This is a genomic window from Bacteroides sp. 11BF, assembly GCF_019633765.1.
Lineage (GTDB): Bacteria > Bacteroidota > Bacteroidia > Bacteroidales > Bacteroidaceae > Bacteroides > Bacteroides hominis.
Genome location: NZ_JAFKPJ010000001.1, coordinates 112388 through 138272, shown reverse-complemented (window position 1 = coordinate 138272; position 25885 = coordinate 112388). Strand labels below are relative to the sequence as shown.

Genomic DNA, 25885 nt, shown 5'->3' with positions numbered 1-25885 from the left:
TTTATTAGACAAAACATTATGAAAAAACTCTTTTTATGGGCACTGTCAGCCTTGTTAACCTTTCCGGCAGCTGCTCAGGACTTCGTCCCCGAAGCTTCGTTTTACGGCGAAAACTACTGGACTCCCGACACACTGGGTAATCACCGTGCCGTTGTTTCAATGAATACTCCCGCCACCGTAGCGGAAGCTTATATCCCCTGGCGCAGACGCGACGCCAATCCCGAACAGAAAGGGATTATTGTGATAAATGCTTCTACCGGCAAAGTAGTGGACAATGTACTTCCGGTGGAAATCAACCGTGAGTACGGACGTATCCGGTTCGATGCCAGTACAGGTACAGGGAATTACTATGTATACTATCTGCCCTACCATACATCGGGAGGTCCATACCCCAAAGTGAACTATCCGAAGCAACCTGACAGAGCCGACGCACAATGGAAAGCAATCTGCAGTTCCACTCCGGGAACAAAGGTGACCCGGGCCAAACTGGTCAGATTCGAGTCGTTAGGCAGTTTCAACAGCTTCTATCCGATGGAAATCATTGCCACAGCAAAAGAGAAACAGGCATTGGCAGAAGCCAATAGCAATAAACCGTTCCTGCTGCTGCCCGAAGACCGTAAGTTCCCTATCCGTATGTTCGACGATCTCTCGTACCGTCAGGTAACCCAAGGAGCCACCGGCGAATTTTTCGGTGAAGCAGACTTAAACGAATATTATGTATTGCAACTCGGACTATGGGCTTTCAAGAATCCGGTGAACGGGGTCAAAGTAACCTTCACCGACCTGAAAGGTAAAGACGGGATGATTCCGGCATCGGCTATCACTTGTTTCAATACGGAAGGGACCGACTGGATAGGGCGCCCGATGCATCCGGAAGTAAACGTGGGCAAGGGGCGTGTACAGCCGCTTTGGATAGGCATTCAGATGCCGGAACATGCCGGCAGAGGCATTTATAGCGGTAAAGCCATTGTCAGCGATTCATCGGGAGCCTCTCAGGAGGTAAAGATCACGATCAACCTGTCCGACAATGTGCTGGTAGACAAAGGAGACAGTGATTTGTGGCGTTTGTCGCGCCTGCGCTGGCTGAATTCACAATATGCCGTAAACGACCAACTGGTGAAGCCGTTCATTCCGATGACGGTGACAGACAACACAATCAGCGTATTGGGACGAAGCGTCACTGCCGGCGAACTGGGGTTACCGGCTTCCATCCGGAGTTATTTCACCGAAGAGATGACCTCCGTTGGCAAAGAAGCCAAAGACATCCTGGCAAAACCGATGGAGCTCGTCATCCGCCGGAATGGAAAGCAACTGCCCGTCACCATCACTTCACCGTTGAAATTCGGCAAGAAGGATGACGGGATTGTTAGTTGGACAGCTGCCGGGAAGGCCGGATCACTCGATGTGACGGTACATGCCAGCATGGAGTTCGACGGTTTCATGAGTTATCAGATTAAAGTAAAAGCAACCGAAAACACATCGGTAGATGACATAGCTCTGATGACTTCCATGCCGGCAGCGACTGCCAAATATCGTTTGGGAATGGGATATGAAGGTTCTCTGCGTCCTAAAAGCGACCGATGGAAATGGAATGTGGAACGCAATCAGGAAGGTTTCTGGTTCGGCGACGTAAACGGTGGAATGCAATGCCTGTTCCGTGCGGAAAACTACCGCCGCCCGCTGAACACCAATTTCTACAAAATGCAACCGCTGAACATGCCGCCATCCTGGTTCAACGACGGCAAAGGAGGTATCAGCTACCGGGAACAAGGGAAACAAGTGGATATCGAAACCTACAGCGGAAAGCGGACCATGACCAAAGGAGAAGAGCTGAACTTCGACTTCCTGGTGCTGGTGACACCTTTCAAACCGATAGACACCATGAAGCAGTGGACCGATCGCTACTATCACGGTTACCAGCCTGCCGAAAAACTGAAAGAGGGTGATGCGCATGCTTATCAGGCGGTAGACGTAGTAGCCGAAACCGGAGCGAACGTCATCAACCTGCATCACGGCAATGCAGTCAACCCGCATATCAACTATCCGTTCTTCCGTCCGGCCTTCATGAAGCAGTACGTTGACGAATCGCATGCCAAAGGTTACAAAGTGAAAATCTACTACACCGTAAGGGAGCTGAACAATCACGCACCGGAGCTTTTTGCCCTGAAAAGTCTCGGACACGAGATCTTCTCTCCGGGCAAAGGAGGAGGATATGCATGGTTACAAGAGCATCTGGACGGTGACTACATCGCCGCATGGTTTGTAGATGCCTACAAAGATGCAGCCATCGTGAATACCGGCATTTCACGCTGGCATAATTTTTACGTGGAAGGGCTGAACTGGCTGACAAAGAATGTAGGTATCGACGGTGTATATATCGACGACCTGGCTTTCGACCGCAACACCATGAAACGTATCCGCCGGGTACTGGAAAACAATCGTCCCGACCCGCGCATCGACGTTCATTCCGCCAACCAGTTCAATCCGGCGGACGGGTACATCAACAGCATCTTCCTGTACATGGAACACATGCCTTACCTGGACCGTCTTTGGTTCGGCGAATACTTCAAATACGAAAAATCACCGGAATACTGGCTGACAGATGTTTCGGGTATCCCCTTCGGCATGATGAGCGAAATGTTACAAGACGGTGGCAATCCTTACCGGGGTATGCTATACGGCATGACAGCACGCGAACCGATGGAGTCCGTCCCTTCACAACTCTGGAAGGTATGGGATGCTTTCGGTATCAAGGACAGCCGGATGATGGGGTATTGGGTATCATACAATCCGGTGAAAACAGGACGCAGCGATATTCTGGGCACTTCGTTTGTCAAAGACGGCAAAGTGATGATAGCCATTGCCAGCTGGGCAAAGAAAGACAGTGAGGTGAAACTACAAATTGACTGGGAGAAACTGGGGATAGACCCCGACAAGGCAAAACTGACGGCACCTGCTATCAAAGGTTTCCAGGAAGGATTCACACTGTCAGCCAAAGATAAAATCAAAATACCGAAAGACAAAGGCTATATCTTTATTCTGGAGTAAAGATAGATAAAACCAATGAAGGTGTGTCGAGAATGTCTCCATGCGGAATTGACATTTTCGACACACCTTCATTTAAAATATGATTGACACCTTCAGCAAAGCTCACAAAGCATATCCGAATTTACATTTTCACTTTTTGAGTATCCTCTTTAAATAGTCGACATCCAACAATAAATTCACAGTCTCAAACTTTCCTTTATAGAATACAGCCCAGTTATTGAAAACGCAGGGCAATTCCTTTGCTTTTTGTAACGTATCCACTTGAATGAAAGATACGGGAACGTCATTCATTTCGCAATACTGTTTTATTATTTCAATGTTTTGACAGATATAGGGACATTGCATATCATAGTAAATCGTCAGTTCGTTGCTTTCAATCTCCTGCTTCTTTACATTTTGCGCAAACCGGGGTATTGTTCCGTCAAAAGAAAGCGCAAGCAATTCATATCCGTTATCAGTAGTATCAACAACTTCAAAACCGAACTTCTTCGCAAATGATTGGTCAGAAAGCCAGGATTTTTGTTTTTTTGCTCCCAGCATACAAATACCGGATTTACCCTTTGCTTTGGCATCAGCCAAACAATACTCCATCAATGACTTTGCATACCCTTTTCCTTTGTAACTACCTAAAACCCATAAGCAATATACGTAATAATAGTTATCACCGGTTATGGGGACCCAAGCTGTTTCAAGGGGAGCATATTCGATAAAAACCGTAGCCTTTGCATTCAATTTTCTAAAGACGTGACCTTCATTCAGCCGGTCAGAAAGCCATCGCCGCTTTGCTTCAATACCCTGATGTGGCTTTTTACTGCGGATAATACAACATAAATGCTCACCGGCAAGGTTTTCTGTTGTCAAATTTACAAAATCAGTATCCATACGCACCCTCACTTTAAATTTAGATATTATCAACCAACTAACCGGGATAGTGCCACTTTATGACTATTATTAATAAATCACAAAGCACCAATGTAGTGAATTTAAATGAAGAAACTTCACTGAGGGCTTCCTTCATAAAAAATAATTTTATCACTGTCTTGGTTCTGCATAAACAATATAGCGTGCCGAATCGTCTTCGTCAAGTAATAAAACCGCATTGGCGTTATCTGTAACCCATATAGCGCACGGATAGGCATTCGGATATACCTTTTGCTCGGAAAACAGTTCCTTATATAATCGAAAGATCTTTTGCTTATCCTTTTTATCTTCGTAAGTAGGTTGCGAATAGAATGAACAGAAGTAGTTATAAAGCACATCATAACTTTGGCTCAGATATTTATCGCTTGTAACATTAAAGTATGCAACTTCCACTGATGGGACACCAGCATTAAACCGATAAGTAGTCATCAAATCAGGGTTACTGCCGATAACATCGGCATAAGAAGTCCACGCCTGTGAAGTATTAGTCACATCCTTCCAATTAAATCCCAGAAAATCTTTATCATTAATGATAGTAACCGAAAGTATGTCTTGGTAAAGCACCTTATTATCCTTCCATGCTGTAAGGCAAGTTTCATAATCTCCGGGAAATATAAAGCAGTGCCCCCACTCCATAACCAAATGGCTCTTAACTACTCCTTCTCCACTTTCACGTTCATACAACCGATAGCTGCCTTTCTGTCCATTCACTGTCCAGACTATTGAATCGCATACCTCTGACAGTAATCCCATCGTTATAGATTGCGAACCATCATTTGTTAGATAAAAATCCATACGGTCAAAAACATTTTTCCTATTCCCTTTTTTAAGTGCAAGGTGAGGCATCGGCGCTTTGGTCACTTCCACTTTTATCGTGGCAGTCTCTCCTGTTTCATGATCGGTAACGATAATATCGGTTTCTCCATCACGCTTACCTGTAATTTTGATATCAGAGGCTTCCGTATTTCCACCCCATGTATAAACAGCATCAGCCACTTCACCATCAGTTATATCCAATGTCGTGTTTTCATGGGCCGTCAGCTTTACAGATTCACTACCGCCCAATATGATTTTGCATGAATTTACAGTCAACTCCAAATGGTAGGCAGATTCCGTTTCTTCATTGTTGCAACCAATAAGATTAATTGTGCACAAGAACAACAGTAGTAGTTTTGATAACTTTTTCGTTTTCATTTTTTTTATGGTCTTTTTTACCTTTCATGAAAGTACTTGCAAATATAAGAAAAATGCAATACACTCTACTATGTACTGCATTTTTATATATCTTACGACATATTATACGGAAATATGGAATCCTCATCTGTCGGATATGCTCAAATGGCTTGTATATGGATTTGGAGGATTGTGTCCTATTATCAATTCTGCAACTTGCTCCCTAATATTTTTTGCTGCAATAGTGTGGAAAGAATGAATTTATTGGTCCCCAGATTGGAATCCAACAAAGAAAAATCCCTTGAAAGCACTTGACTTTCAAGGGATTTAAAGTAATGTTCGAGGTTCCTGGCGGATTCGAACCGCCGTACACGGTTTTGCAGACCGCTGACTAAGCCACTCATCCAAGGAACCTTGTTTCTCGTTTGCGGTTGCAAAGGTAGTACAAATTTTGAAACTACCAAACTATCCGCAGCAATTTTTCTTTGTATTTTTTTTCTTAGACGAACACTCTTTCCGCTTCTTCTCCATCATATCCTTTAATTCACAGCCACTTGCACAACTTGCACAAGGGTTATCATTTTCTTTCACACGACGGAAAAAAACATAAATACCATAGAGGATACGGGCTACACACAATATAATCAGTAACCCGACAACCCATTCTTGCCAATTCATAAAAACAATCCTCCTATCTGATAAACGGCAAATGAAACAATCCATGCCAATGCTGTGGTATATCCTGCCGTAAAGATAGCCCACTTCCAACTACCGGACTCTTGCTTGATGGCCACCAACGTGGCAATGCACGGGAAGTAGATCAGCACAAACAGCATATAGCTGAATGCTGCAAGCGGAGTGATCGGAATCCGTTCAGCCAGACTGACCGCATCGGCATCGGCATCATTTGTATAAAGTACACCGAGCGTACTTACTACCAACTCCTTGGCACCCACACCGGAAAGAAGACCGATACTCAGCTTCCAATCGAATCCTAACGGCTCAAGTACAGGCTCTACTGCCTGACCTATCTGCCCGATATAAGAGTTTTCCTGCTGTTCCGCCTGGGTAGGATAAGCATTATGATCCGGATAATAGCCCAAAAACCAAATGATAATGGAAGCAATCATAATGATACCTCCCATCTTTTTGAGGTATTGCGCGCCTTTTTCCCATGTATGCCGGAAGATAGACTTCATAGTCGGCATGCGGTAAGGTGGAAGTTCCATCACGAACGGAGTATCATCTCCCTTCACCAGAAAACGGCTGAACAAACGAGCCATAATAACCGCCAATGCGATTCCGATAACATAAATTCCCAATAAAACCAAACTGCCATTATTAGGAAAGAAAGCACCCACCAATACCAGGTAGATAGGCAGACGGGCACTGCACGACATCAACGGATTGACAAGCATGGTGATCAGACGGCTCTTCCGGTTCTCAATGGTACGTGAAGCCATTATTGCAGGCACATTACACCCGAAACCCATTATCAAAGGAATAAACGACTTACCGTGCAAGCCCATCTTATGCATGATTTTATCCATAATAAATGCGGCACGGGCCATATAACCCGAATCTTCCATCAAGGAAATGCAGAAATACAATATCAGGATGTTGGGCAGAAATACAATCACTCCTCCGACTCCACCAATGATACCATCAATCATCATATCCTTCAGCGGGCCCTCGGACATGTTATCCCGAATCAGGTTACCCATCACCTCGACAAGCCACTCGATACCCATCATCGGGTACTCCCCAATTACAAACGTACCCTCGAACATCAGATACATAAAAAGGAAGAAAATGGGATATCCCCAAATGCGATGGGTCACAATGGAGTCGAGCACCTTCGTTGTCTGTTCCTGCTCCAGATGATTGTCGGTGAAAGTTTCTTTCAACGCTCCACTGATAAAACCATATTTAGCATCTGTCAAAGCAGATTCGCTATCTTCGTTCATTGTCTCCTGTATACGCCGGGCCGCTTTATCCCGTTTCTTTTCCACCTCTGCAGCATTAGGTAAAGTATGAATGAAGCGTTCTATTTCAGGATCATTCTCCAGCAATTTGATAGCCAGATAACGGGTAGAATATTTATGGCGGATAAATTCGTTCTTTGAGATTTCTTCTTTCACCGCATCGATAGCCTTCTCCAAATCGGGGCCATGATTGATATGAATATGGCGGAATACTTTGCCCACCGGTTCTTTACCATGGGTATAGTCGGCAGGATGTTCGCCGTGATCCTTAAAGTTAGGCAGGGTCTGATGCCAATCCATGATTTCCTTAGCCACTTCCGGATGGATATGCCCTTTTTTATCAATAAAGTCGGCACCTTCGTAGAGATTGATAACTACATGGAAAAGACGGTCTACTCCGATATTTTTCTTGCAAACAGTAGGTACCATCGGAACACCGAACAAATTGCCCAACAGGCGGTGATCAAGGGTATTACCGCTGGCTTCCAGTTCATCATACATATTGAGGGCTACTACCATGCGTACATTCATATCGATAAGCTGGGTAGTAAGATAGAGATTACGCTCCAGGTTGGAAGAATCGACCACATTAATGATCACATCCGGCGTTTCATCAATGATGTGGCGGCGGACATAAATTTCTTCGGGAGTATAAGCTGACAGAGAGTAAGTACCGGGCAAGTCGACTATCTTGAAGTGATAACCCTGGAAATCAAAATATCCTTCTTTGGCATCTACGGTCACACCGCTATAATTGCCTACATGTTCGTGGGCTCCTGAAGCCAGATTGAAAAGAGAAGTCTTACCACAGTTCGGATTACCGACCAGCGCCACATTTATCGTACGCCGTTTTCCAAGGGCAACCCGCTTCAGATCTTCCTCTTTTACGTCAATATCTTCAGTCAATCCCTGATGATAAGCAGATTCCTGTGTTTGTAACTTAGCCTCCTGCTCGCTGATGATCTCGATCATATCAGCCTCCTGTCGCCGCAGAGAGATTTCATAACCCATTATTTTGTATTTGATCGGGTCTTTCAGTGGAGCATTAAGCAATACTTCTACGGTTTTTCCCTTGATAAAACCCATCTCCACAATCCGTTTACGGAAGCCGCCGTGTCCCAGCACTTTGACTATGACTCCCTTCTCACCTGTTTTTAATTCGGACAATCGCATAGTGTGTGTACCTCTAATTTTGGCGCAAAGATAATTCATAACTTTGTGGCATGCAAATTATTTAGATTGTTTTTAAATAAGGAAGAATTCTTATCCATATTGACAAAACTATTATCTTTGCAATATGATACAACATAGAATAGCACAATACATCGAAAAAGAGAAGCTCTTTTATCTGAATGACAAGGTATTGGTAGCACTAAGCGGCGGAGCCGATTCTGTGGCTTTGCTACGATTGTTGCTATCAATGGGGTACACCTGTGAAGCTACTCACTGCAATTTCCATCTGCGGGATAAAGAATCGGACAGAGATGAAGCATTTGTACGCCGGTTGTGCCATGAAGCGGAAGTGCCTTTACATACCGTACATTTTGATACAATTCAATATGCCGCCGACAAACACATTTCTATCGAGATGGCTGCCCGTGAATTACGCTACGAGTGGTTCGAAACGCTTAGGAAACAACGTGGAGCAGCTGTTATCGCAGTAGCTCACCATAAAGATGACAGCGTAGAGACCGTATTACTGAATCTGATCCGGGGTACCGGAATTAACGGACTGCTCGGAATCCGTCCAAGGAACGGAAACATCGTACGCCCTTTGCTTTGCCTGAGCCGCGATGAAATAATCACATATCTGCAACGCATGAATCAGGATTACGTAACGGACAGTACCAATCTTTTGGATGATTATACCCGGAATAAAATTCGTTTGAACCTGTTACCTCTGATGCAGGAAATCAATCCATCGGTTAAAGAGAGCATTATCCGCACGACTAACTACCTGAATGACACGGCAACTCTATACAATAAAGGTATAGAAGAGGCACGGACACGCGTGCTCACCTCCGAAGGTATCCGGATAGAGGCTTTACTGCAAGAACCGGTACCGGGAGCCATCCTCTTCGAACTGTTGCATCCGCTCGGTTTCAACGCCGCCCAAATAGAAAGTATACAGCAATCACTCGACGGACAGCCGGGAAAAGTCTTCATCGGTAAAGGGTGGAAAGTCATAAAAGACCGGGAATTGCTGCTAATTGAAGAAGATATAAAGGAGGAAGAAGCCAAACCACCTTTCCGTTTGGTTACGGAAGTATATGATTATACTCCTGAATTTATAATTCCCAAAGATAAAAAAACAGCTTGCTTTGATGCAGACAAGATGGATGCAGCATGGTGTATAAGAAAATGGAAACAAGGTGATGTGTTTATTCCTTTTGGAATGATCGGCAAAAAGCGTGTAAGCGACTATTTGACGGACCGGAAGTTCTCCCTGAGTGACAAGAAGAAACAATGGGTGTTGTGTTGTGGAGAACGAATTGCCTGGTTGATAGGAGAACGAACGGACAATCGGTTTAAAGTAAGTGACAACACCAAGCGAATAATGATAATCAGACTAATATCGGAACATTCGGATTTAGGCGAGAACATAGAATAAATGTTTAACAAACAACCATTTAACAAAAACAGAGCTTCACGGGCTCTTTCTAAGAAGATAAGAAGAAAATAAATTGTATTTTTATATAACTAAACTTTTGAAGTATATGATTAACCTAACCTACAAACTCCCGATAGGGATACAAACATTTGAAAAAATCCATAGAGAAAAGTACCTTTACATGGATGAAAGGAAGATTTATTCGAAAGCGACTATCGGACAGATAGAAACGGGATGGATAATAGAATAATAACTAACTAAAAATGATTCATTATGAAAGGGAAAAAGAATCTTTTAATTCTGTTCTCCTGTGTGCTTGTGATCATCATCGCAGGATTATTCGCTTGCACACGTAGCGCTAAAGAAATTATTCCGTCTTCGGAATACGCTCCTTACGTCAATGCCTATACGGGCGGTGTCATTTCTCAATCTTCTCCCATACGGATTGAGTTGACGCAGGACCAGCCGATGGTGGACTTAAACAATGAACTAAAGGATAATCCGTTCCGCTTCACTCCTTCGATAAAAGGGAAGGCCTATTGGGTCAGTAATAATACTATCGAGTTTCTTCCGGAAGAGGGACAACTGAAACCGGGAGAATTGTATCAGGGAACATTCCAGCTGGGAAATTTCGTTGAAGTGGATAGCAAATTGAAATCATTCGACTTCTCCTTCCGGGTACAGGAAAGCAATTTCACATTACATACGGCTCCGCTTGAAATAACCGCCTCTTCACCCGATAAAGTAACTGTGAAAGGAGAGATCCGTTTCAGCGATAAAACGACTAAGGAACAGGTAGAAAAAATGCTTTCTGCCAGTGGCGGACTGTCTTCTCCGACAGTCACCGTAGAGTCCACCTCCAATCCGTCAGCCTATAGCTTCGTCATCGGCAATATCCAAAGAAATAAACAAGACTACGAACTTGAAATCACAGCAGACGGAAAGTCCGCCGGAATTGACCGGAAGCAAAGTGAAACAATCACTATTCCTGCCAAAGACAGTTTCCGCTTCCTTTCTGCCGAACGTATCGACCAACCGGAAAACGGAATACAAATCGTCTTCTCAGACCCGGTTTCGGATGCTCAGGATTTAAAAGGACTGATCGAAATACCGGAGATTTCTTCGTATATCTTTCAGGTAACGGATAACCGTGTGAATGTTTATTTTGAAGCCAGTCAGCTCAGCAAGCTTACACTGAAAATACACGAAAGCATAAAAAACGGCCAAGGAAAAGCACTGGGAAACTCACACTCTATCTCTTTCGGCGAACTGAGTCTGAAACCTCAGGTAGAAATAGCCTCTGCAGGTGCCATCATTCCCGACTCAAAAAACCTTGTCATTCCGTTCCGGGCCGTCAACCTGTATGCAGTAGATTTGCGGGTTATCCGCATCTTCGAAAACAATGTACTGATGTTTATGCAAAACAATTCGCTTTCTTCGGCCAATGAATTAAGAAGGTCCGGAAGACTGGTATACAAAAAAACATTGTTTTTAGGCAAAGATTCATCAAAAGACCTTCATAAATGGGAAAACTATTCTATTGACCTGGCAGGTCTGATCCATCAGGAACCGGGTGCTATTTATCGTGTCATCCTTTCGTTCAAACAGGAGTATTCGGCCTACCCTTGTGGTGGTGAAAGCCCGAGAATGCAATTTTCCGAGGAAACCGAATCTTTAACCAAAGTCACATCCGGCACTCTTCCGGAAGAAGATGAAGCAGTCTGGGACAAACCCGAAACATATTATTATTTCAGCGGAAATGAAAATGCCGACTGGAGTCAGTACCGATGGGATGAACGGGACAACCCTTGTCACCCGTCTTATTACATGACATCTGACCGGATAGCCACCTGTAATGTGCTGGCTTCCAACATCGGCATGATTGTGAAACGCAATTCAATGAATAAAATTTGGATAGCAGTAAACAACATCCTGGATACCAAACCGGTGGAAAAAGCCCAAGTCACTGTTTACAATTTCCAGTTACAGCCTGTAGGCAAAGCAGTGACGGATTCGGAAGGTTTCGCCACAATTGAAACGAAAGGGGTGCCTTTCATCGTAGTAGCGGAATCAGACAAGCAAAAAGCCTACGTAAAAGTAGCAGACGGAGAAGAACAGTCCACCAGCCGCTTTGATGTGGGCGGCAAGGATATCCAAAAAGGCTTGAAAGGATTTGTGTACGGTGAAAGAGGAGTATGGCGTCCGGGAGACACTCTGCATATCTCGTTTATTCTGGAAGATCGTACCAAACGTATTCCGGACAAACATCCTGTAGCATTGGAACTCTATAATCCAAGGGGGCAATTTTATAGCAAACTTATTTCAACCAACGGACTGAATGGATTCTATACATTCAAGATCCCGACGCAGGCAGAAGACCCAACCGGACTATGGAATGCGTACATAAAGGTGGGAGGTACTGCCTTTCACAAAGCGCTTCGGGTAGAAACCATCAAGCCGAACCGACTGAAAATAAACCTGAAATTGCCGGGAGAAATCCTGAAAGCTTCAGATAAAGAAGTACAGGCACACCTTTCGTCAGCATGGCTGACAGGAGCCACTGCATCACGCCTGAAGGCAAAGGTAGAAATGTCTTTATCGAAAGTCAACACCCAATTCAAGAATTATGGAACTTACATTTTCAATAATCCGGCTACGGAATTCACCTCGGTAAAAACCGATGTATTCAGTGGTACACTGGACGAAAGTGGCAATGCCGGATTCATGCTGAAACTTCCTGCCTCGGAAAATGCCCCGGGCATGCTTCAAGCCAACATCACGACTCAGGTATTCGAGCCGGGTGGAGATGCCAGTATCCAAACTCAGTCTGTCCCCTACTCTCCTTTCCCGTCATACGTAGGTATCAACCTGAACCAACCGCAGGGCAGATATATCGAAACAGATAAAGATCATGTGTTTGATGTCATTACAGTCAGTCCCGACGGAAAACCGGTGAACCGTTCCGGGCTGGAATACAAAATATACCGCATCAGTTGGAGTTGGTGGTGGGAAAACGATAACGAATCATTCGAAACATACATCAACAGCAGCTCCATCAGCCCCGTAGCTACAGGACGACTCAACACAGTAGGCGGAAAGGGACAATTCAGCTTCAGAGTGAATTATCCGGATTGGGGACGGTATCTGGTTTACGTAAAAGACCGTGAAAGCGGACATGCTACGGGAGGTACCATCTATGTGGACTGGCCTGACTGGCGGGGACGTTCCAATAAGAGTGACCCGAGTGGTATCAAGATGTTATCTTTCTCCATCGACAAGGACTCTTATGAACCGGGAGAAACCGTAACAGCCATATTGCCGGCTTCCGCAGGAGGAAGAGCACTGGTAACACTTGAAAATGGTTCATCCGTAATTCAACGGGAGTGGATTGAAGTATCGGGGAAGGAGGACACCAAATATCAGTTTAAGGTGACTCCCGAAATGGCTCCGAATGTTTATCTTCATATCAGCCTGCTGCAACCCCATGCGCAAACGGTAAACGACCTCCCTATCCGCATGTACGGTATAATGCCGGTATTCGTAACTGATAAGCAAACGGTTCTTGAGCCGCAAATCAAGATGCCGGAAGTGCTTCGTCCCGAACAGGCATTCAACCTGACCGTAAGCGAAAAGCACGGTAAACCGATGACTTATACGCTCGCTATTGTAGATGACGGGCTGCTTGATTTAACCAACTTCAAGACACCGGATCCCTGGAACAGTTTCTATGCCCGTGAGGCACTGGGAATCCGTACTTGGGATATGTATGACGATGTACTGGGAGCCACAGCGGGAAGCTATGGATCGATGTTCAGCACAGGCGGTGATGAAACCCTGAAGCCATCGGACCAGAAAGCAAACCGCTTCAAGCCGGTAGTGAAATTCATCGGTCCTTTCAGTATTGCCAAAGGAAAAAGCCGCACTCACCAGATCACTTTACCGATGTATGTAGGTTCCGTACGTGCCATGGTAGTGGCCGGTCAGGACGGAGCATACGGAAATGCAGAAAAAACTGCTCCTGTACGCACTCCGTTAATGATTCTTTCGACACTGCCACGTGTACTGAGTACCGGTGAAGAGATTGAAGTTCCTGTTAACGTATTCGCATTGGAAAACAGTGTGAAGAATGTAAACGTATCCATACAGGCTTCCGGTGCCGGAGTACAAGTGAACGGCAGCAAGCAGCAGACGCTTACTTTCAACCAAACCGGTGACCGGCTTATCTTCTTTAAATTAAAGACAGGTACGAAAACCGGGAAAGCTACCATCCATCTGGCTGCTAACGGTAACGGACAAAGTACCAAAGAAACAATCGAGATAGAGGTACGTAATCCAAATCCGGCAGTCACTTTGCGTGAAAGTAAATGGGTGGAAGCCGGAAAGAGTGAAGAGCTCCATTACCAGTTAAGTAACGGTTCGGAAGGAAACAGTATACAGTTGGAGGTCTCACGCATCCCGTCTGTCGACATAAGCCGCCGTTTCGATTTCCTATACAATTATCAGCACAACTGTACAGAGCAACTGACTTCAAAAGCCCTTCCGCTGCTATTCGTCAGCCAGTTCAAAACAGTAGACAACGAGGAATCGGAAAAGATAAAAACCAATGTACAGGAAGCCATCCGTCAACTATACGGGCGTCAACTTCCCAACGGAGGTTTCGTCTATTGGCCGGGAGATGCCTCGGCAAACGAATGGATCACCTCTTATGCAGGTATGTTCCTGGTATTGGCACAAGAAAAGGGTTATGCAGTGAACAGCAATGTATTGAACAAATGGAAACGCTTCCAAAAGGCAGCATCCCAGAATTGGCAACCCGTCACACAAGAGCAAAACTGGTGGTATTGGCAGGCAGACCTCCAGCAGGCTTTCCGCCTTTACACACTGGCTATGGCGGGATCGCCTGAACATGGAGCCATGAACCGGATGAAAGAATTGCCGGCACTCTCGCAACAAGCCAAATGGCGTTTGGCAGCCACCTATGCACTCAACGGCAAAGAGAAAGCAGCCGGTGAACTGATATTCAGTGCTAAGACAACCGTAGAACCTTATTCATCAAATAACTATGTATACGGTTCATCCGATCGTGACGAAGCAATGATACTTGAAACCTTATTGCTGATGAACCGCCAGCGTGAGGCCATGGAACAAGCCAAAATCGTTTCACACAACCTGGCACAAGAGACATGGTTCAGCACACAGTCTACTGCCTTTTCATTGATGGCAATGGGACGTTTGGCAGAAAAACTGTCCGGTACGCTGGACTTTAACTGGACGTTGAATGGCAAACAGCAACCGGCTGTAAAATCAGCCAAAGCCATATACGAGGCATCACTCCCCACTTCACCACATGAAGGAAAAGTAATCCTGAAAAATAACGGGAAAGGGTCTCTAAACGCAGATCTGATCACACGTACCCAATTACTGAACGACACATTGCCGCCGATGGCCAATAATCTACGCCTGAACGTAAGGTATTTAGACAATAACGGCTCGCCGATAGATACACGTTCTCTGAATCAGGGTACGGACTTTATGGCAGTGGTAACTGTAGCCAACATCAGTGGTACGACGGATTATACGAATCTGGCACTGACACATATCATTCCTGCCGGCTGGGAGATCTTTAATGAACGAATGGCAGGACAGATTACAACCTCTGCTCCTTATAGCTATCAGGATATTCGCGATGACCGGATACTGACCTACTTTAACTTACAGCAGGGACAAGCCAAAACATTTACCGTCCGCTTACAGGCGACCTATGCCGGTGATTTTGTTATGCCGGCTATCCAGTGTGAAGCGATGTATGATGCTAATGCACAGGCAAGGACACAGGCCGGAAGGACGCAAGTCATCAGGTAAAACTATCAAATAAAACCTGATGAACCGTATTCTTAAACCAGACAATCTTCCCCCCTCCCCACAAGGGAGGGGGTGGAAGAAATATTTCAAAAGTTGGTGGAAGATTTCTCTCTTCCTCCTACTTCTCCTATACTTATTTTGTCTTCCCCGGCAATTATTCACCTCTCCCTATTCTACTGTCTTGGTCGACCGTAATGGGGAACTTCTCGGTGCCCGTATCGCTACGGATGGACAATGGCGTTTCCCTCCGCGCGACAACACACCGGAAAAAGTAGCTACCTGTCTGGTTGAATTTGAAGACCGTCAATTCTACCGCCATTGGGGAGTCAACCCCTTGGCAATAGGCAGAGCCGCCCTGCAAAATCTCAGACACAAGCGAATCGTCAGCGGGGGAAGCACTCTTACGATGCAAACGATTCGGCTGGCACGGAACAAGCCGCGTACATTCAAGGAAAAACTGATCGAGATGATAGGAGCCACCCGGCTGGAGTTCCGTTATTCCAAGAAGAAGATATTGTCACTTTATGTTTCGCATGCCCCCTTCGGAGGTAATGTAGTGGGACTGGATGCTGCTGCATGGCGCTATTTCGGACACTCGGCAGAAGAACTGTCCTGGGCGGAATCGGCTATGCTTGCCGTACTTCCCAACTCTCCCGCCATGATCCACCTTTCGAAAAGCCGGCAAGCATTACTTGACAAACGAAACCGACTGCTGACACACCTGCACCAAAAAGGTATTCTCGATACTTCCACTTATGAACTGGCTATCAGTGAGCCACTTCCCCAGGAACCTTTGCCTCTTCCACAGATAGCCCCCCATCTGACAGACCATTTCTATCAGACCCGAAATGGAAAATATTCCGTATCGACCATCGACAAGGGTATACAAACTCAGATAGAAAGTCTGGTAGAACGGTGGAACAGCGAATTCAAGCGAAGTGATATCCGAAATATGGCCATCCTCGTAATTGACATTCGTACCAATCAGGTCATTGCTTATTGCGGCAATGTACACTTCGACAAGAAAAAGAGCGGTAACCAGGTAGATGTAATCCGGTCACCACGCAGCACAGGAAGCATTCTCAAGCCTTTTCTTTATTATGCAATGCTACAGGAAGGAGAGATTCTTCCCAATACTCTGTTACCGGACGTTCCGGTCAACATTAATGGCTTCACTCCACAAAACTTCAACCAGCAATTCGAAGGTGCCGTACCGGCTTCGGAAGCCATCGCACGTTCGCTCAACATTCCTTCGGTCACAATGTTACAACGGTATGGAGTACCCAAGTTCCACAATTTTCTGAAGCAGATAGGGCTGACCACCTTAAACCGTCCCTCAGGACACTACGGACTTTCTTTGATTCTGGGAGGAGCGGAAGCTACCCTTTGGGATGTCACTTCGGCCTATGCCAATATGGGACGCAGCCTCAACGGACTGGTACAGGCCCCTTGTACCTTATTATTATCGGACTCCCTCTCCGCCCACCGATCCCCGGCCATCATTCAACATCCGCCATTCCAACCCGGAGCAGTCTGGCAGACATTTGACGCCATCAAAGAAGTAAACCGCCCCGAAGAGATAGACTGGCGTACCATTCCTTCCATGCAAACCATTGCCTGGAAAACGGGTACCAGTTATGGTTTCCGGGATGCCTGGGCAGTGGGGGTAACTCCAAAATATGCCGTAGGTGTATGGGTCGGAAATGCTACGGGTGAAGGCAAGCCCGGACTGGTAGGGGCCCGTACAGCGGGGCCTGTCCTGTTCGATGTATTCAATCTGCTCCCCTCCTCTCCTTGGTTCGAGCGCCCACAAGGTAAACTGGTTGAAGCAGAGATCTGTCGGCAATCCGGACATTTGAAAGGACGGTTTTGTGAAGAAACAGATACCCTGCTAATTCTTCCGGAAGGCCTCAGAACGGAAGCCTGCCCCTATCACCACCCGGTCACCTTATCAGCAGATGAACGGTTCCGTATCTATGAAAACTGTGCTGACAGTGAACCGGTTGTCCGCCGAAACTGGTTTACCCTTCCACCCGTATGGGAGTGGTATTATAAACAGCATCATCCTGAGTATCATCCTCTCCCCCCCTTCAAACCCGGATGCGGAGAAGACCGTTTCCAGCCGATGCAGTTTATCTATCCTCCGATGGGAGCGCGGATCCATCTGCCTAAACAGATGGATGGTAACCAAGGACAGCTGACCGTCGAATTGGTCCACAGCCATCCCAACACAACTGTCTACTGGCATCTGGACGAAACCTACCTGATGCAGACACAGGACTTCCATAAATTCTCTCTACGCCCTGCTCCGGGAAAGCACTCGCTGACAGCAGTAGACGACGAAGGAAATACAATTTCAACAACGTTCTTTGTGGAATAGTCCCCAAAATGGTAACTTTGCGCCATGAAACAGATTTTGAAAGAAAATGGTGGATTACCGGCTTCGATACTCTGGACACTCGCCATTGTTGCAGGCATATCGGTAGCCAACCTTTACTATAACCAGCCCTTACTGAACATGATTCGCCATGAACTGGGCGTTTCGGAGTTTAAAACCAATCTGATCGCCATGGTGACACAGATCGGTTATGCGCTCGGATTATTGTTTATCGTTCCTTTAGGTGACTTATACCAGCGGAAACGTATCATTCTTACCAGTTTCTCCGTATTGATTCTCTCGTTGCTCGTCATCGCAATGGCTCCCAACATCCATATCATTCTTTGTGCTTCGCTTCTCACAGGTATCTGTTCGGTGATGCCACAAATATTTATCCCGATAGCCTCTCAGTTCTCGCGTCCGGAAAACAAGGGACGGAACGTAGGGATCGTAGTTTCGGGATTACTGACCGGCATCTTGGCTTCACGAGTGGTCAGCGGATTTATAGGAGAACTGTTTGGCTGGCGCGAAATGTATTATATCGCCGCAGGTATGATGCTGTTATGTGGCATTGTGGTCATGCGGGTATTGCCGGACATACGCCCTAACTTTCAGGGAAGGTATAGCGACTTAATGAAGTCTTTGTATTCATTATTGAAGCAATATCCCGAACTTCGCATTTTCTCTGTCCGTGCAGCACTTGCTTTCGGTTCATTTCTGGCTATGTGGTCGTGTCTGGCATTTAAGATGGGAGGTACCCCGTTCTATGCCGACAGCCATGTCATCGGTATGTTAGGGTTGTGTGGCATTGCCGGTGCTTTGTCAGCTTCCCTCGTAGGAAAGTATGTACGGAGAGTCGGGGTCAGACGATTCAATTTCATCGGATGCGGACTGATTTTATTGGCTTGGTTCCTGCTGTTTGCAGGGGAAAACTCTTATTGGGGTATAGTTGCCGGCATCATTATCATCGATATAGGTATGCAATGTATCCAATTAAGCAACCAGACCCGCATCTTCGAACTCTGTCCGAGTGCTTCTAACCGCATTAATACGATTTTTATGACCACTTACTTCATAGGTGCCTCTACGGGGACGTTTCTGGCAGGAACATTCTGGCAGGCATTCGGTTGGCATGGAGTCGTTGGTACGGGAATAGCATTGACCATCGGTTCACTGCTGATTACTTTTTTCTCAAAACGATAATCCGAAGTCACCTAATAATTGTTATATAGACATGAAGTACGGAGTAAACAGACAAGTATTATTAATCACAGCCGGTATCGTTTGGATAATAGCGGGGGCCAATCTCCTGCGTATAGGTATTGTGACCTGGCTCAATGACTCACGGCACTGGCACTTCAAGGTAGGCGAAGCTACGGTTGTCTTCCTATTGTTTTTTATTCTCGTCTTCCGAAAGCTCTACTATAAACATACCCGCCGGATCGAACAAAAGAAAAAGGAAAAGAATTGCCCCTTCTCTTTTTTTGACGCAAAGGGCTGGATTGTCATGTGCTTCATGATAGCGATGGGAATTACCATTCGTTCGCTACATCTGTTACCCGACACGTTCATCTCGGTTTTCTACACCGGACTCTCACTGGCACTTATGTTCACAGGGATATTATTTATCCGCTATTGGTGGTGCAGAAGACAGGATATCTTGCAAAATTAAGAGTTATGAAAACGAACCTGAATAAAGAAATGAATGAAGAGTTTATCCGTTTCCAAAGAAACGAAAAAACCGAAAGCATCGTATACGAACGGCTGGCCTCTATTGAAAAAGACGAATCGAACCGCAGAGTATTACGCCTGATTTCAGCAGAAGAAAAGGCACATTATACCACACTGAAGAAGTATACAGGAACCGATGTAGCACCCGACCGAATGCGTATAGCCAAATACTACTGGTTAGCCCGGGTCCTGGGTATTACATTTGCAATTAAGCTGATGGAATCAAGCGAAGAGAACGCACATCATGATTATGTCAAATATACCGATTTTCCGGATCTCCAGCAGTTGGCCAAAGAAGAGGAAATCCACGAACAGAAACTAATCGGACTGATCAACGAAGAGCGGCTTGAATATATGGGATCGGTAGTACTCGGCCTAAATGATGCCTTGGTAGAGTTTACCGGAGCACTGGCCGGTTTCACTTTGGCATTAAGCGACTCCAGACTGATTGCCCTGACCGGAAGCATCACCGGAATAGCGGCAGCTTTATCAATGGCTTCGTCCGAATACCTCTCGACCAAATCGGAAGGCGGAGAAAACAAACACCCGGTAAAAGCAGCTATCTATACGGGAATCGCCTATATCATCACGGTGGCGGCACTGGTTGCTCCGTTCATACTGATTGAAAACGTACTGATAGCTTTAGGGGTAATGTTGGCCATGGCTTTAATGATCATCGCATTGTTCAATTACTACTATTCCGTGGCACGCGGAGAGAGCTTCCGCAAAAGATTTACCGAAATGGCAGTACTCAGTTTCAGTGTAGCCGGTATCAGCTTCCTGATAGGTTACGCACTGAAAACATTTACAGGAATAGATGCTTGAAAATAAAAAAGGAAAAGAAGAATCATGAAAAAAATCCCCTCGCCCCTTGTCTCGTTGATCCCCTTGATCGTACTGGTTGCCCTGCTATTTGCCACCATACGCACATTTGGCAGCGATGCACTCAGCGGAGGCAGCCAGGTGTCCCTCCTGACCACAACAGCTGTTTGTGTACTGATCGGCATGGGATTCTACAAGATAGGATGGAAAGACTTTGAACTGGCTATTACGAACAATATTACCGGTGTATCTTCCGCACTGATTATCCTCTTAATTATTGGCGCCCTGAGTGGTGCGTGGATGATCAGTGGCGTAGTTCCGACACTGATTTATTACGGCATACAAATCATTCATCCCAGTTTTTTCCTGACCTCTACCTGCATTATTTGCGCATTGGTATCGGTTATGACCGGAAGTTCCTGGACCACGATTGCCACCATCGGGATCGCCCTGATGGGAATCGGGAAAGCACAAGGTTTTGAAGAAGGATGGATCGCCGGAGCTATTATTTCGGGAGTTTACTTCGGAGATAAAATCTCACCGTTATCGGATACTACGATATTAGCCGCCTCGGTTACCGACACCCCCCTGTTCAAGCACATCCGCTATATGCTGATAACCACTGTGCCATCATTAATCATCACCTTGATAATCTTCACTGTAGCCGGGCTGTCACACAATGCCGGAAATACAGAACATATAGCAGAGTTCTCGGCAGCACTGGCAGGAAAATTCCACATTACGCCATGGTTGCTGATTGTACCGATAGGAACAGGCATACTGATTGCCCGTCGGGTACCTTCCATTATCACCTTGTTCTTGTCGGCAGCATTGGCAGGAGTATTTGCGGTATTCTTCCAACCCGATCTGTTGCAAGAAATATCCGGTGCTCAGAATTCCGAAGGTATTCAGTCCATCTTTAAAGGATTGATGATGACCCTTTATGGAGGAACCAGCTTACAGACAAGCAACGAAGCGCTCACCGAACTTGTGGCCACCCGCGGCATGGCGGGTATGATGAATACGGTATGGCTTATCATCTGTGCCATGTGCTTCGGAGGAGCCATGACTGCCAGCGGAATGTTGGGAAGTATCACTTCCGTATTTGTCCGCTTCATGAAAAATACGGTTAGCATGGTGGCTTCTACGGTCTGTTCGGGTATCTTCCTGAACCTCGCCACAGCCGACCAATATATCAGCATTATCCTGACCGGAAACATGTTCCGGGATATATATGAAAAGAAAGGTTATGAAAGCTGTCTGCTCAGCCGGACTACGGAAGATTCTGTTACAGTAACTTCCGTCTTGATACCATGGAATACCTGCGGAATGACACAGGCCACGATATTAAGTGTTCCGACACTGGTTTATCTTCCTTATTGCTTCTTCAACATTATCAGTCCGTTAATGAGCATTACGATTGCCGCTATCGGATATAAAATTGTGAGACGCAAGTGAACAATCTGAAAAGGGAGTTGTTCTTGGAATAAACGAACAACAGTTTTAAACCTAAACAAAAAAAAGTTATGAAAAAGTTTATTGCATTAGTAGCATTGGTATTAGTAAGTGCATCGACCATGATGTATGCACAAGAGTCTAACAGGGAGGTGCGTCGGGCAGACCGCAAGGCACAAAGAGACGCCGAAAGAGCCAGACTGAAAGCCGAAGAACAGGCTGCCGACCAAGTAGCGTATCAACAAGCCGTACAAGCTATCAAAGACAAACAGTTTGTACTGGAAGCCGACCAAGTGATTTTCAAACGTGGCCAGACCGCTTTCGTGTCGTCAAACACTAACTTTGTGATGCTGAATGGACAGAGAGCAACTGTGCAGGTGGCATTCAACACTCCGTACCCCGGCCCTAACGGAATAGGTGGTGTAACTGTGGATGGAACTACTTCGGACGTAAAAGTGACTACCGATAAAAGAGGAAACGTAAACTGTAACTTCAGCGTACAGGGTATCGGTATCTCGGCTCAGGTATTTATCACATTGACCAACGGTGGAAATAACGCTACTGTAACCATTAACCCGAACTTCAACTCCAATACATTAACTCTGAGCGGTAACCTCGTTCCGCTGAGTCAGTCGGATGTATTTAAAGGCCGTTCATGGTAATAAAAGTAACGAGTGGCTCTCTACTCGTAACTAATTCACATAACTCCGTTGCAAATCGCACAAAAAGTGTACATTTGCAACGGAGTTTTTTTATGGATAGATTATGAGAGAATATATCATCGCAGATAACCAGGACATCACGAAAGCAGGAATGATGTTTTTGTTAAGCAAGCAGAAAGAAGTAAGCCTGTTGCTGGAAGCCGACAATAAAATAGAGTTGGTTCAGCTATTACGCATTCATCCGCAAGCGGTGGTTATTTTAGATTATACATTGTTCGATTTTTCCGGTGCGGATGAACTGATTATCCTTCAGGAACGATTCAAAGAGTCGGACTGGCTCTTGTTCTCTGACGAATTGAGTATCGGATTCCTGAGGCAGGTCTTGTTCAGCAGCCATGCGTTCGGAGTAGTATTGAAAGATAACTCCAAAGAAGAAATTATGTCGGCTCTGCAATGCGCATCACGCAAAGAACGCTTTATCTGCAATCACGTAAGCAATCTGCTGTTATCGGGAAGCGGAAATACAAACACTGCTTCATCCGTGCATACTTTCGTGCCGCAGGAAGACCGTCTGCTTACACCGACAGAAAAAATAATCCTGAAAGAAATAGCTTTGGGAAAAACGACCAAAGAGATAGCCGCAGAGAAGAATCTGAGCTTCCATACCATCAACAGTCACCGAAAGAATATATTCCGTAAACTGGGAGTGAACAATGTGCACGAGGCCATCAAATATGCCATGCGGGCAGGCATTGTTGACTTGGCGGAATATTATATTTGAAAAAACGAAAGAAAGATTTTCGGGCGAGGCATCATCCTATTTCACCACTCCCGAAACAAATTCTGGATTCGGCATCATAAATCACCCCGAACTGTCCCGGAGCAATTCCCTGTAATTTCTCGGAAGAGATAATCCGGTAACCGTCTGCATCCCGTATCAAACGGCCCTTGATAAACTCCGGTGTATGCCGGATCTTAAACGTAACGTCCTCCTCGCCTGTCGAATCTTTCCACGGATTACTTGTGATAAAGTTGAAGTCTTTCATCCTGAATTCGTATCCGTACTGTTTATCAGCATCGTACCCATGTGAGACGTAAATAATGTTATCCTGAATATCCTTTTTCACAACGAACCAGGGGCCTCCCCCCAATCCCAACCCCTTTCGCTGGCCAATGGTATGAAACCAATAGCCGCGATGGGTTCCAATCTTTTTACCTGTTTCGAGTTCGATCACCGCCCCTTCTTTTTCACCCAGAAAGCGACGGACGAAATCGTTATAATTTATCTTGCCTAAAAAACAAATCCCCTGGCTGTCTTTCCGGCGGGCACTGGGCAACCCGGCCTTCAAAGCTATCTCGCGAACTTCATGCTTCATCAGCCCTCCTATCGGAAACAGTAATTTTGAAACTTGCAGATAATCAATCTGAGCCAGAAAATCGGTCTGGTCTTTTATAGGATCTTTAGCTGTACCCAACCAAGTTTTCTCCCCCAGTTGCAAAGTCGTAGCATAATGTCCGGTTGCCGTAAGATCGAAATCTTTTCCGACCTGCTGTTCAAAACATCCAAACTTGATCAGTTTATTGCACATCACATCCGGATTCGGTGTCTGTCCCTTCCGTATCTTCTCGATGGCATAAGCAGCCACATTATCCCAATATTCCCGATGCAGGTCCACAACTTCCAGTTCCAAACCGTAACGCCGGGCTATGGCAGTAGATAACTCGATATCCTCTTCGGCAGAACAATCCATGTATTCCGCTCCGTCCATCCCTATTTTTATGTAAAAAAGTGTAGGTTTATATCCCTGCTCACAAAGCAAGTGTACCACAACCGAACTGTCTACTCCTCCTGATAATAATGCTGCTATATCCATTTTTTAAATTTTCTCTAATGCCTGACGCAAGTCATCAATAATATCTTCAATATGTTCCGTACCTATCGAAAGTCTTACCGTTCCGGGCTTAATTCCCTGCTCTGCCAACTCCTGTGCATTCAGTTGCGAGTGTGTGGTAGTGGCCGGATGAATCACTAACGACTTCACATCGGCCACATTGGCCAGCAAAGAGAATATCTGCAGACTATCGATAAATTTCTGCGCTTCCTCCGTTCCTCCTTTTACCTCAAAAGTGAAGATAGAACCTGCTCCATCAGGGAAATAACGCTGATAGATAGCATGATCCGGATGATCGGGCAGCGATGGATGATTAACAGCTGCTACCTTCGGATGGTTCACCAGAAAATCAATAACCTTCAAAGCATTGGCTACATGTCGTTCTACACGCAAAGACAAAGTCTCTAATCCCTGCAACAGAATAAAAGCATTGAACGGACTGATGGCAGCCCCCGTATCGCGCAACAGTACGGCACGTATACGGACAATATAGGCAGCTGCCCCGGCAGCATCTACAAACCGTACACCATGATAGCTTGCATCAGGTTCGGTCAGTTGAGGGAATTTACCGGAAGCGACCCAATCAAATTTACCGGAATCGACAATAACCCCTCCCAACGAACTGCCGTGTCCACCAATGAATTTAGTGGCAGAATGTATTACGATATCTGCTCCATGCTCAATGGGACGGATAAGGTAAGGCGTACCGAAAGTATTATCCACAATCAGCGGAATCCGATATTTATGGGCAATGGCGGCTACGGCATCCATATCGATAATATTGGAATTGGGGTTTCCCAGAGTTTCGATAAATATCGCCTTTGTATTTTCACGAATAGCCCGTTCGAAATTGAAAAGGTCGGACGGATCTACAAAAGTGGTTGTTACTCCATAAGTAGGCAGAGTATGTGCCAGCAAGTTGTATGTGCCCCCATAAATGGTCTTGGCAGCTACAATATGGTCACCGGAACGAGTGATATTCTCGATAGCATATGTCACGGCTGCGGCTCCGGAAGCAACGGCAAGACCGCCTACTCCACCCTCGAGAACCGCTATACGCTCTTCCAATACTCCCTGAGTGGAATTGGTAAGACGTCCATAAATATTCCCCGGGTCCTGCAATCCGAAACGTGCGGCAGCGTGGGCCGAATCCCGGAATACATAGGAAGTTGTCTGATAAATAGGTACGGCACGTGCATCGGTTGCCGGATCGGGAGTCTCTTGTCCAACATGAAGTTGTAAAGTCTCAAAATGTAATTTCTTCGTTTCCATTTGCTATCTATATTTAGAGTTTATTGTCAGTGTCCAATTTTTATATGTTGCAAAGATAGAAGAATCCGACCGGG

The 25885-nt window shown here is 45.7% G+C and carries 17 protein-coding genes and 1 tRNA gene; 11 read left to right on the top strand and 7 right to left on the bottom strand.

All coding sequences use genetic code 11. From position 1 onward, the window contains the following. Nucleotides 1-18 precede the first annotated feature (18 nt). Complete coding sequence (locus JZY04_RS00565) at nt 19-3048, top strand: glycoside hydrolase domain-containing protein (protein WP_122143576.1); 3030 nt, start codon at nt 19-21, stop codon at nt 3046-3048. A gap of 129 nt (nt 3049-3177) precedes the next feature. On the opposite strand, the gene JZY04_RS00560 is transcribed toward JZY04_RS00565, so the two are convergent. The 5 genes from JZY04_RS00560 to feoB all read right to left on the bottom strand — a co-directional run bounded on the left by JZY04_RS00560 (nt 3178) and on the right by feoB (nt 8300). Further along, complete coding sequence (locus JZY04_RS00560) at nt 3178-3930, bottom strand: GNAT family N-acetyltransferase (protein WP_005809603.1); 753 nt, start codon at nt 3928-3930, stop codon at nt 3178-3180. 150 nt (nt 3931-4080) lie between these two features. Continuing rightward, entirely contained in the window at nt 4081-5163 is a 1083-nt protein-coding gene (locus tag JZY04_RS00555) for a pilus assembly protein N-terminal domain-containing protein (protein WP_032541325.1), read from the bottom strand. 321 nt (nt 5164-5484) lie between these two features. Next, nucleotides 5485-5556 (bottom strand) — tRNA-Cys (locus JZY04_RS00550). 51 nt (nt 5557-5607) lie between these two features. Further along, nucleotides 5608-5820: a hypothetical protein gene (locus JZY04_RS00545; RefSeq protein WP_122143063.1), complete on the bottom strand. Its 213-nt coding sequence runs from the start codon at nt 5818-5820 to the stop codon at nt 5608-5610. After that, the gene (feoB, locus tag JZY04_RS00540; RefSeq protein WP_122143072.1) at nt 5817-8300 is read right to left on the bottom strand and encodes a ferrous iron transport protein B; all 2484 of its coding nucleotides are present in this window, start codon (nt 8298-8300) and stop codon (nt 5817-5819) included. The genes JZY04_RS00545 and feoB overlap by 4 nt, the downstream gene beginning before the upstream one ends. Nucleotides 8301-8424: 124 nt before the next feature. Here feoB and tilS point away from each other — a divergent pair, with 124 nt between their 5' ends. The 10 genes from tilS to JZY04_RS00490 all read left to right on the top strand — a co-directional run bounded on the left by tilS (nt 8425) and on the right by JZY04_RS00490 (nt 23428). Next, a complete protein-coding gene (tilS, locus tag JZY04_RS00535; RefSeq protein ID WP_122143062.1) occupies nt 8425-9738 on the top strand; it encodes a tRNA lysidine(34) synthetase TilS in 1314 nt (437 codons plus the stop codon). Between the two features lie 106 nt (nt 9739-9844). Continuing rightward, nucleotides 9845-9988 (top strand): hypothetical protein, encoded by a 144-nt coding sequence (locus tag JZY04_RS00530; RefSeq protein ID WP_181996458.1) that lies wholly within the window; start codon nt 9845-9847, stop codon nt 9986-9988. Between the two features lie 23 nt (nt 9989-10011). Then, a complete protein-coding gene (locus JZY04_RS00525; protein WP_122143061.1) occupies nt 10012-15600 on the top strand; it encodes an alpha-2-macroglobulin in 5589 nt (1862 codons plus the stop codon). Between the two features lie 19 nt (nt 15601-15619). Next, the gene (gene pbpC / locus JZY04_RS00520; protein WP_122143060.1) at nt 15620-17980 is read left to right on the top strand and encodes a penicillin-binding protein 1C; all 2361 of its coding nucleotides are present in this window, start codon (nt 15620-15622) and stop codon (nt 17978-17980) included. Nucleotides 17981-18004: 24 nt separating this feature from the next. Beyond that, on the top strand, nt 18005-19180 hold the full coding sequence (locus JZY04_RS00515) for an MFS transporter (RefSeq protein ID WP_122143059.1): 1176 nt from the start codon (nt 18005-18007) through the stop codon (nt 19178-19180). Nucleotides 19181-19211: 31 nt separating this feature from the next. Beyond that, nucleotides 19212-19649 (top strand): hypothetical protein, encoded by a 438-nt coding sequence (locus JZY04_RS00510; protein WP_005818972.1) that lies wholly within the window; start codon nt 19212-19214, stop codon nt 19647-19649. 5 nt (nt 19650-19654) lie between these two features. Further along, nucleotides 19655-20533 carry a VIT1/CCC1 transporter family protein gene (locus JZY04_RS00505; protein WP_122143058.1) on the top strand — a complete coding sequence of 293 codons (879 nt, stop codon included), beginning with the start codon at nt 19655-19657 and terminating at the stop codon, nt 20531-20533. A 24-nt stretch (nt 20534-20557) separates the two neighbouring features. Beyond that, nucleotides 20558-21988 carry a Na+/H+ antiporter NhaC family protein gene (locus tag JZY04_RS00500; protein WP_220577396.1) on the top strand — a complete coding sequence of 477 codons (1431 nt, stop codon included), beginning with the start codon at nt 20558-20560 and terminating at the stop codon, nt 21986-21988. A gap of 68 nt (nt 21989-22056) precedes the next feature. Then, nucleotides 22057-22647: a DUF4251 domain-containing protein gene (locus JZY04_RS00495; RefSeq protein WP_005776068.1), complete on the top strand. Its 591-nt coding sequence runs from the start codon at nt 22057-22059 to the stop codon at nt 22645-22647. Between the two features lie 103 nt (nt 22648-22750). Further along, nucleotides 22751-23428 (top strand): response regulator transcription factor, encoded by a 678-nt coding sequence (locus tag JZY04_RS00490; RefSeq protein ID WP_005809625.1) that lies wholly within the window; start codon nt 22751-22753, stop codon nt 23426-23428. Nucleotides 23429-23459: 31 nt separating this feature from the next. On the opposite strand, the gene mnmA is transcribed toward JZY04_RS00490, so the two are convergent. After that, a complete protein-coding gene (mnmA, locus tag JZY04_RS00485; protein ID WP_122143057.1) occupies nt 23460-24521 on the bottom strand; it encodes a tRNA 2-thiouridine(34) synthase MnmA in 1062 nt (353 codons plus the stop codon). A 3-nt stretch (nt 24522-24524) separates the two neighbouring features. Further along, nucleotides 24525-25811, bottom strand: coding sequence for an O-acetylhomoserine aminocarboxypropyltransferase/cysteine synthase family protein (locus JZY04_RS00480; RefSeq protein ID WP_122143056.1), 1287 nt, complete (start codon nt 25809-25811; stop codon nt 24525-24527). Nucleotides 25812-25885: the final 74 nt, after the last annotated feature.

What these genes read in the sequence shown, in the direction of transcription:
- JZY04_RS00565 (WP_122143576.1), top strand. Translation starts at nt 19, where the DNA reads ATGAAAAAACTCTTTTTATGGGCACTGTCAGCCTTGTTAACCTTTCCG.
- JZY04_RS00560 (WP_005809603.1), bottom strand. Translation starts at nt 3,930, where the DNA reads ATGGATACTGATTTTGTAAATTTGACAACAGAAAACCTTGCCGGTGAG.
- JZY04_RS00555 (WP_032541325.1), bottom strand. Translation starts at nt 5,163, where the DNA reads ATGAAAACGAAAAAGTTATCAAAACTACTACTGTTGTTCTTGTGCACA.
- JZY04_RS00545 (WP_122143063.1), bottom strand. Translation starts at nt 5,820, where the DNA reads ATGAATTGGCAAGAATGGGTTGTCGGGTTACTGATTATATTGTGTGTA.
- feoB (WP_122143072.1), bottom strand. Translation starts at nt 8,300, where the DNA reads ATGCGATTGTCCGAATTAAAAACAGGTGAGAAGGGAGTCATAGTCAAA.
- tilS (WP_122143062.1), top strand. Translation starts at nt 8,425, where the DNA reads ATGATACAACATAGAATAGCACAATACATCGAAAAAGAGAAGCTCTTT.
- JZY04_RS00530 (WP_181996458.1), top strand. Translation starts at nt 9,845, where the DNA reads ATGATTAACCTAACCTACAAACTCCCGATAGGGATACAAACATTTGAA.
- JZY04_RS00525 (WP_122143061.1), top strand. Translation starts at nt 10,012, where the DNA reads ATGAAAGGGAAAAAGAATCTTTTAATTCTGTTCTCCTGTGTGCTTGTG.
- pbpC (WP_122143060.1), top strand. Translation starts at nt 15,620, where the DNA reads ATGAACCGTATTCTTAAACCAGACAATCTTCCCCCCTCCCCACAAGGG.
- JZY04_RS00515 (WP_122143059.1), top strand. Translation starts at nt 18,005, where the DNA reads ATGAAACAGATTTTGAAAGAAAATGGTGGATTACCGGCTTCGATACTC.
- JZY04_RS00510 (WP_005818972.1), top strand. Translation starts at nt 19,212, where the DNA reads ATGAAGTACGGAGTAAACAGACAAGTATTATTAATCACAGCCGGTATC.
- JZY04_RS00505 (WP_122143058.1), top strand. Translation starts at nt 19,655, where the DNA reads ATGAAAACGAACCTGAATAAAGAAATGAATGAAGAGTTTATCCGTTTC.
- JZY04_RS00500 (WP_220577396.1), top strand. Translation starts at nt 20,558, where the DNA reads ATGAAAAAAATCCCCTCGCCCCTTGTCTCGTTGATCCCCTTGATCGTA.
- JZY04_RS00495 (WP_005776068.1), top strand. Translation starts at nt 22,057, where the DNA reads ATGAAAAAGTTTATTGCATTAGTAGCATTGGTATTAGTAAGTGCATCG.
- JZY04_RS00490 (WP_005809625.1), top strand. Translation starts at nt 22,751, where the DNA reads ATGAGAGAATATATCATCGCAGATAACCAGGACATCACGAAAGCAGGA.
- mnmA (WP_122143057.1), bottom strand. Translation starts at nt 24,521, where the DNA reads ATGGATATAGCAGCATTATTATCAGGAGGAGTAGACAGTTCGGTTGTG.
- JZY04_RS00480 (WP_122143056.1), bottom strand. Translation starts at nt 25,811, where the DNA reads ATGGAAACGAAGAAATTACATTTTGAGACTTTACAACTTCATGTTGGA.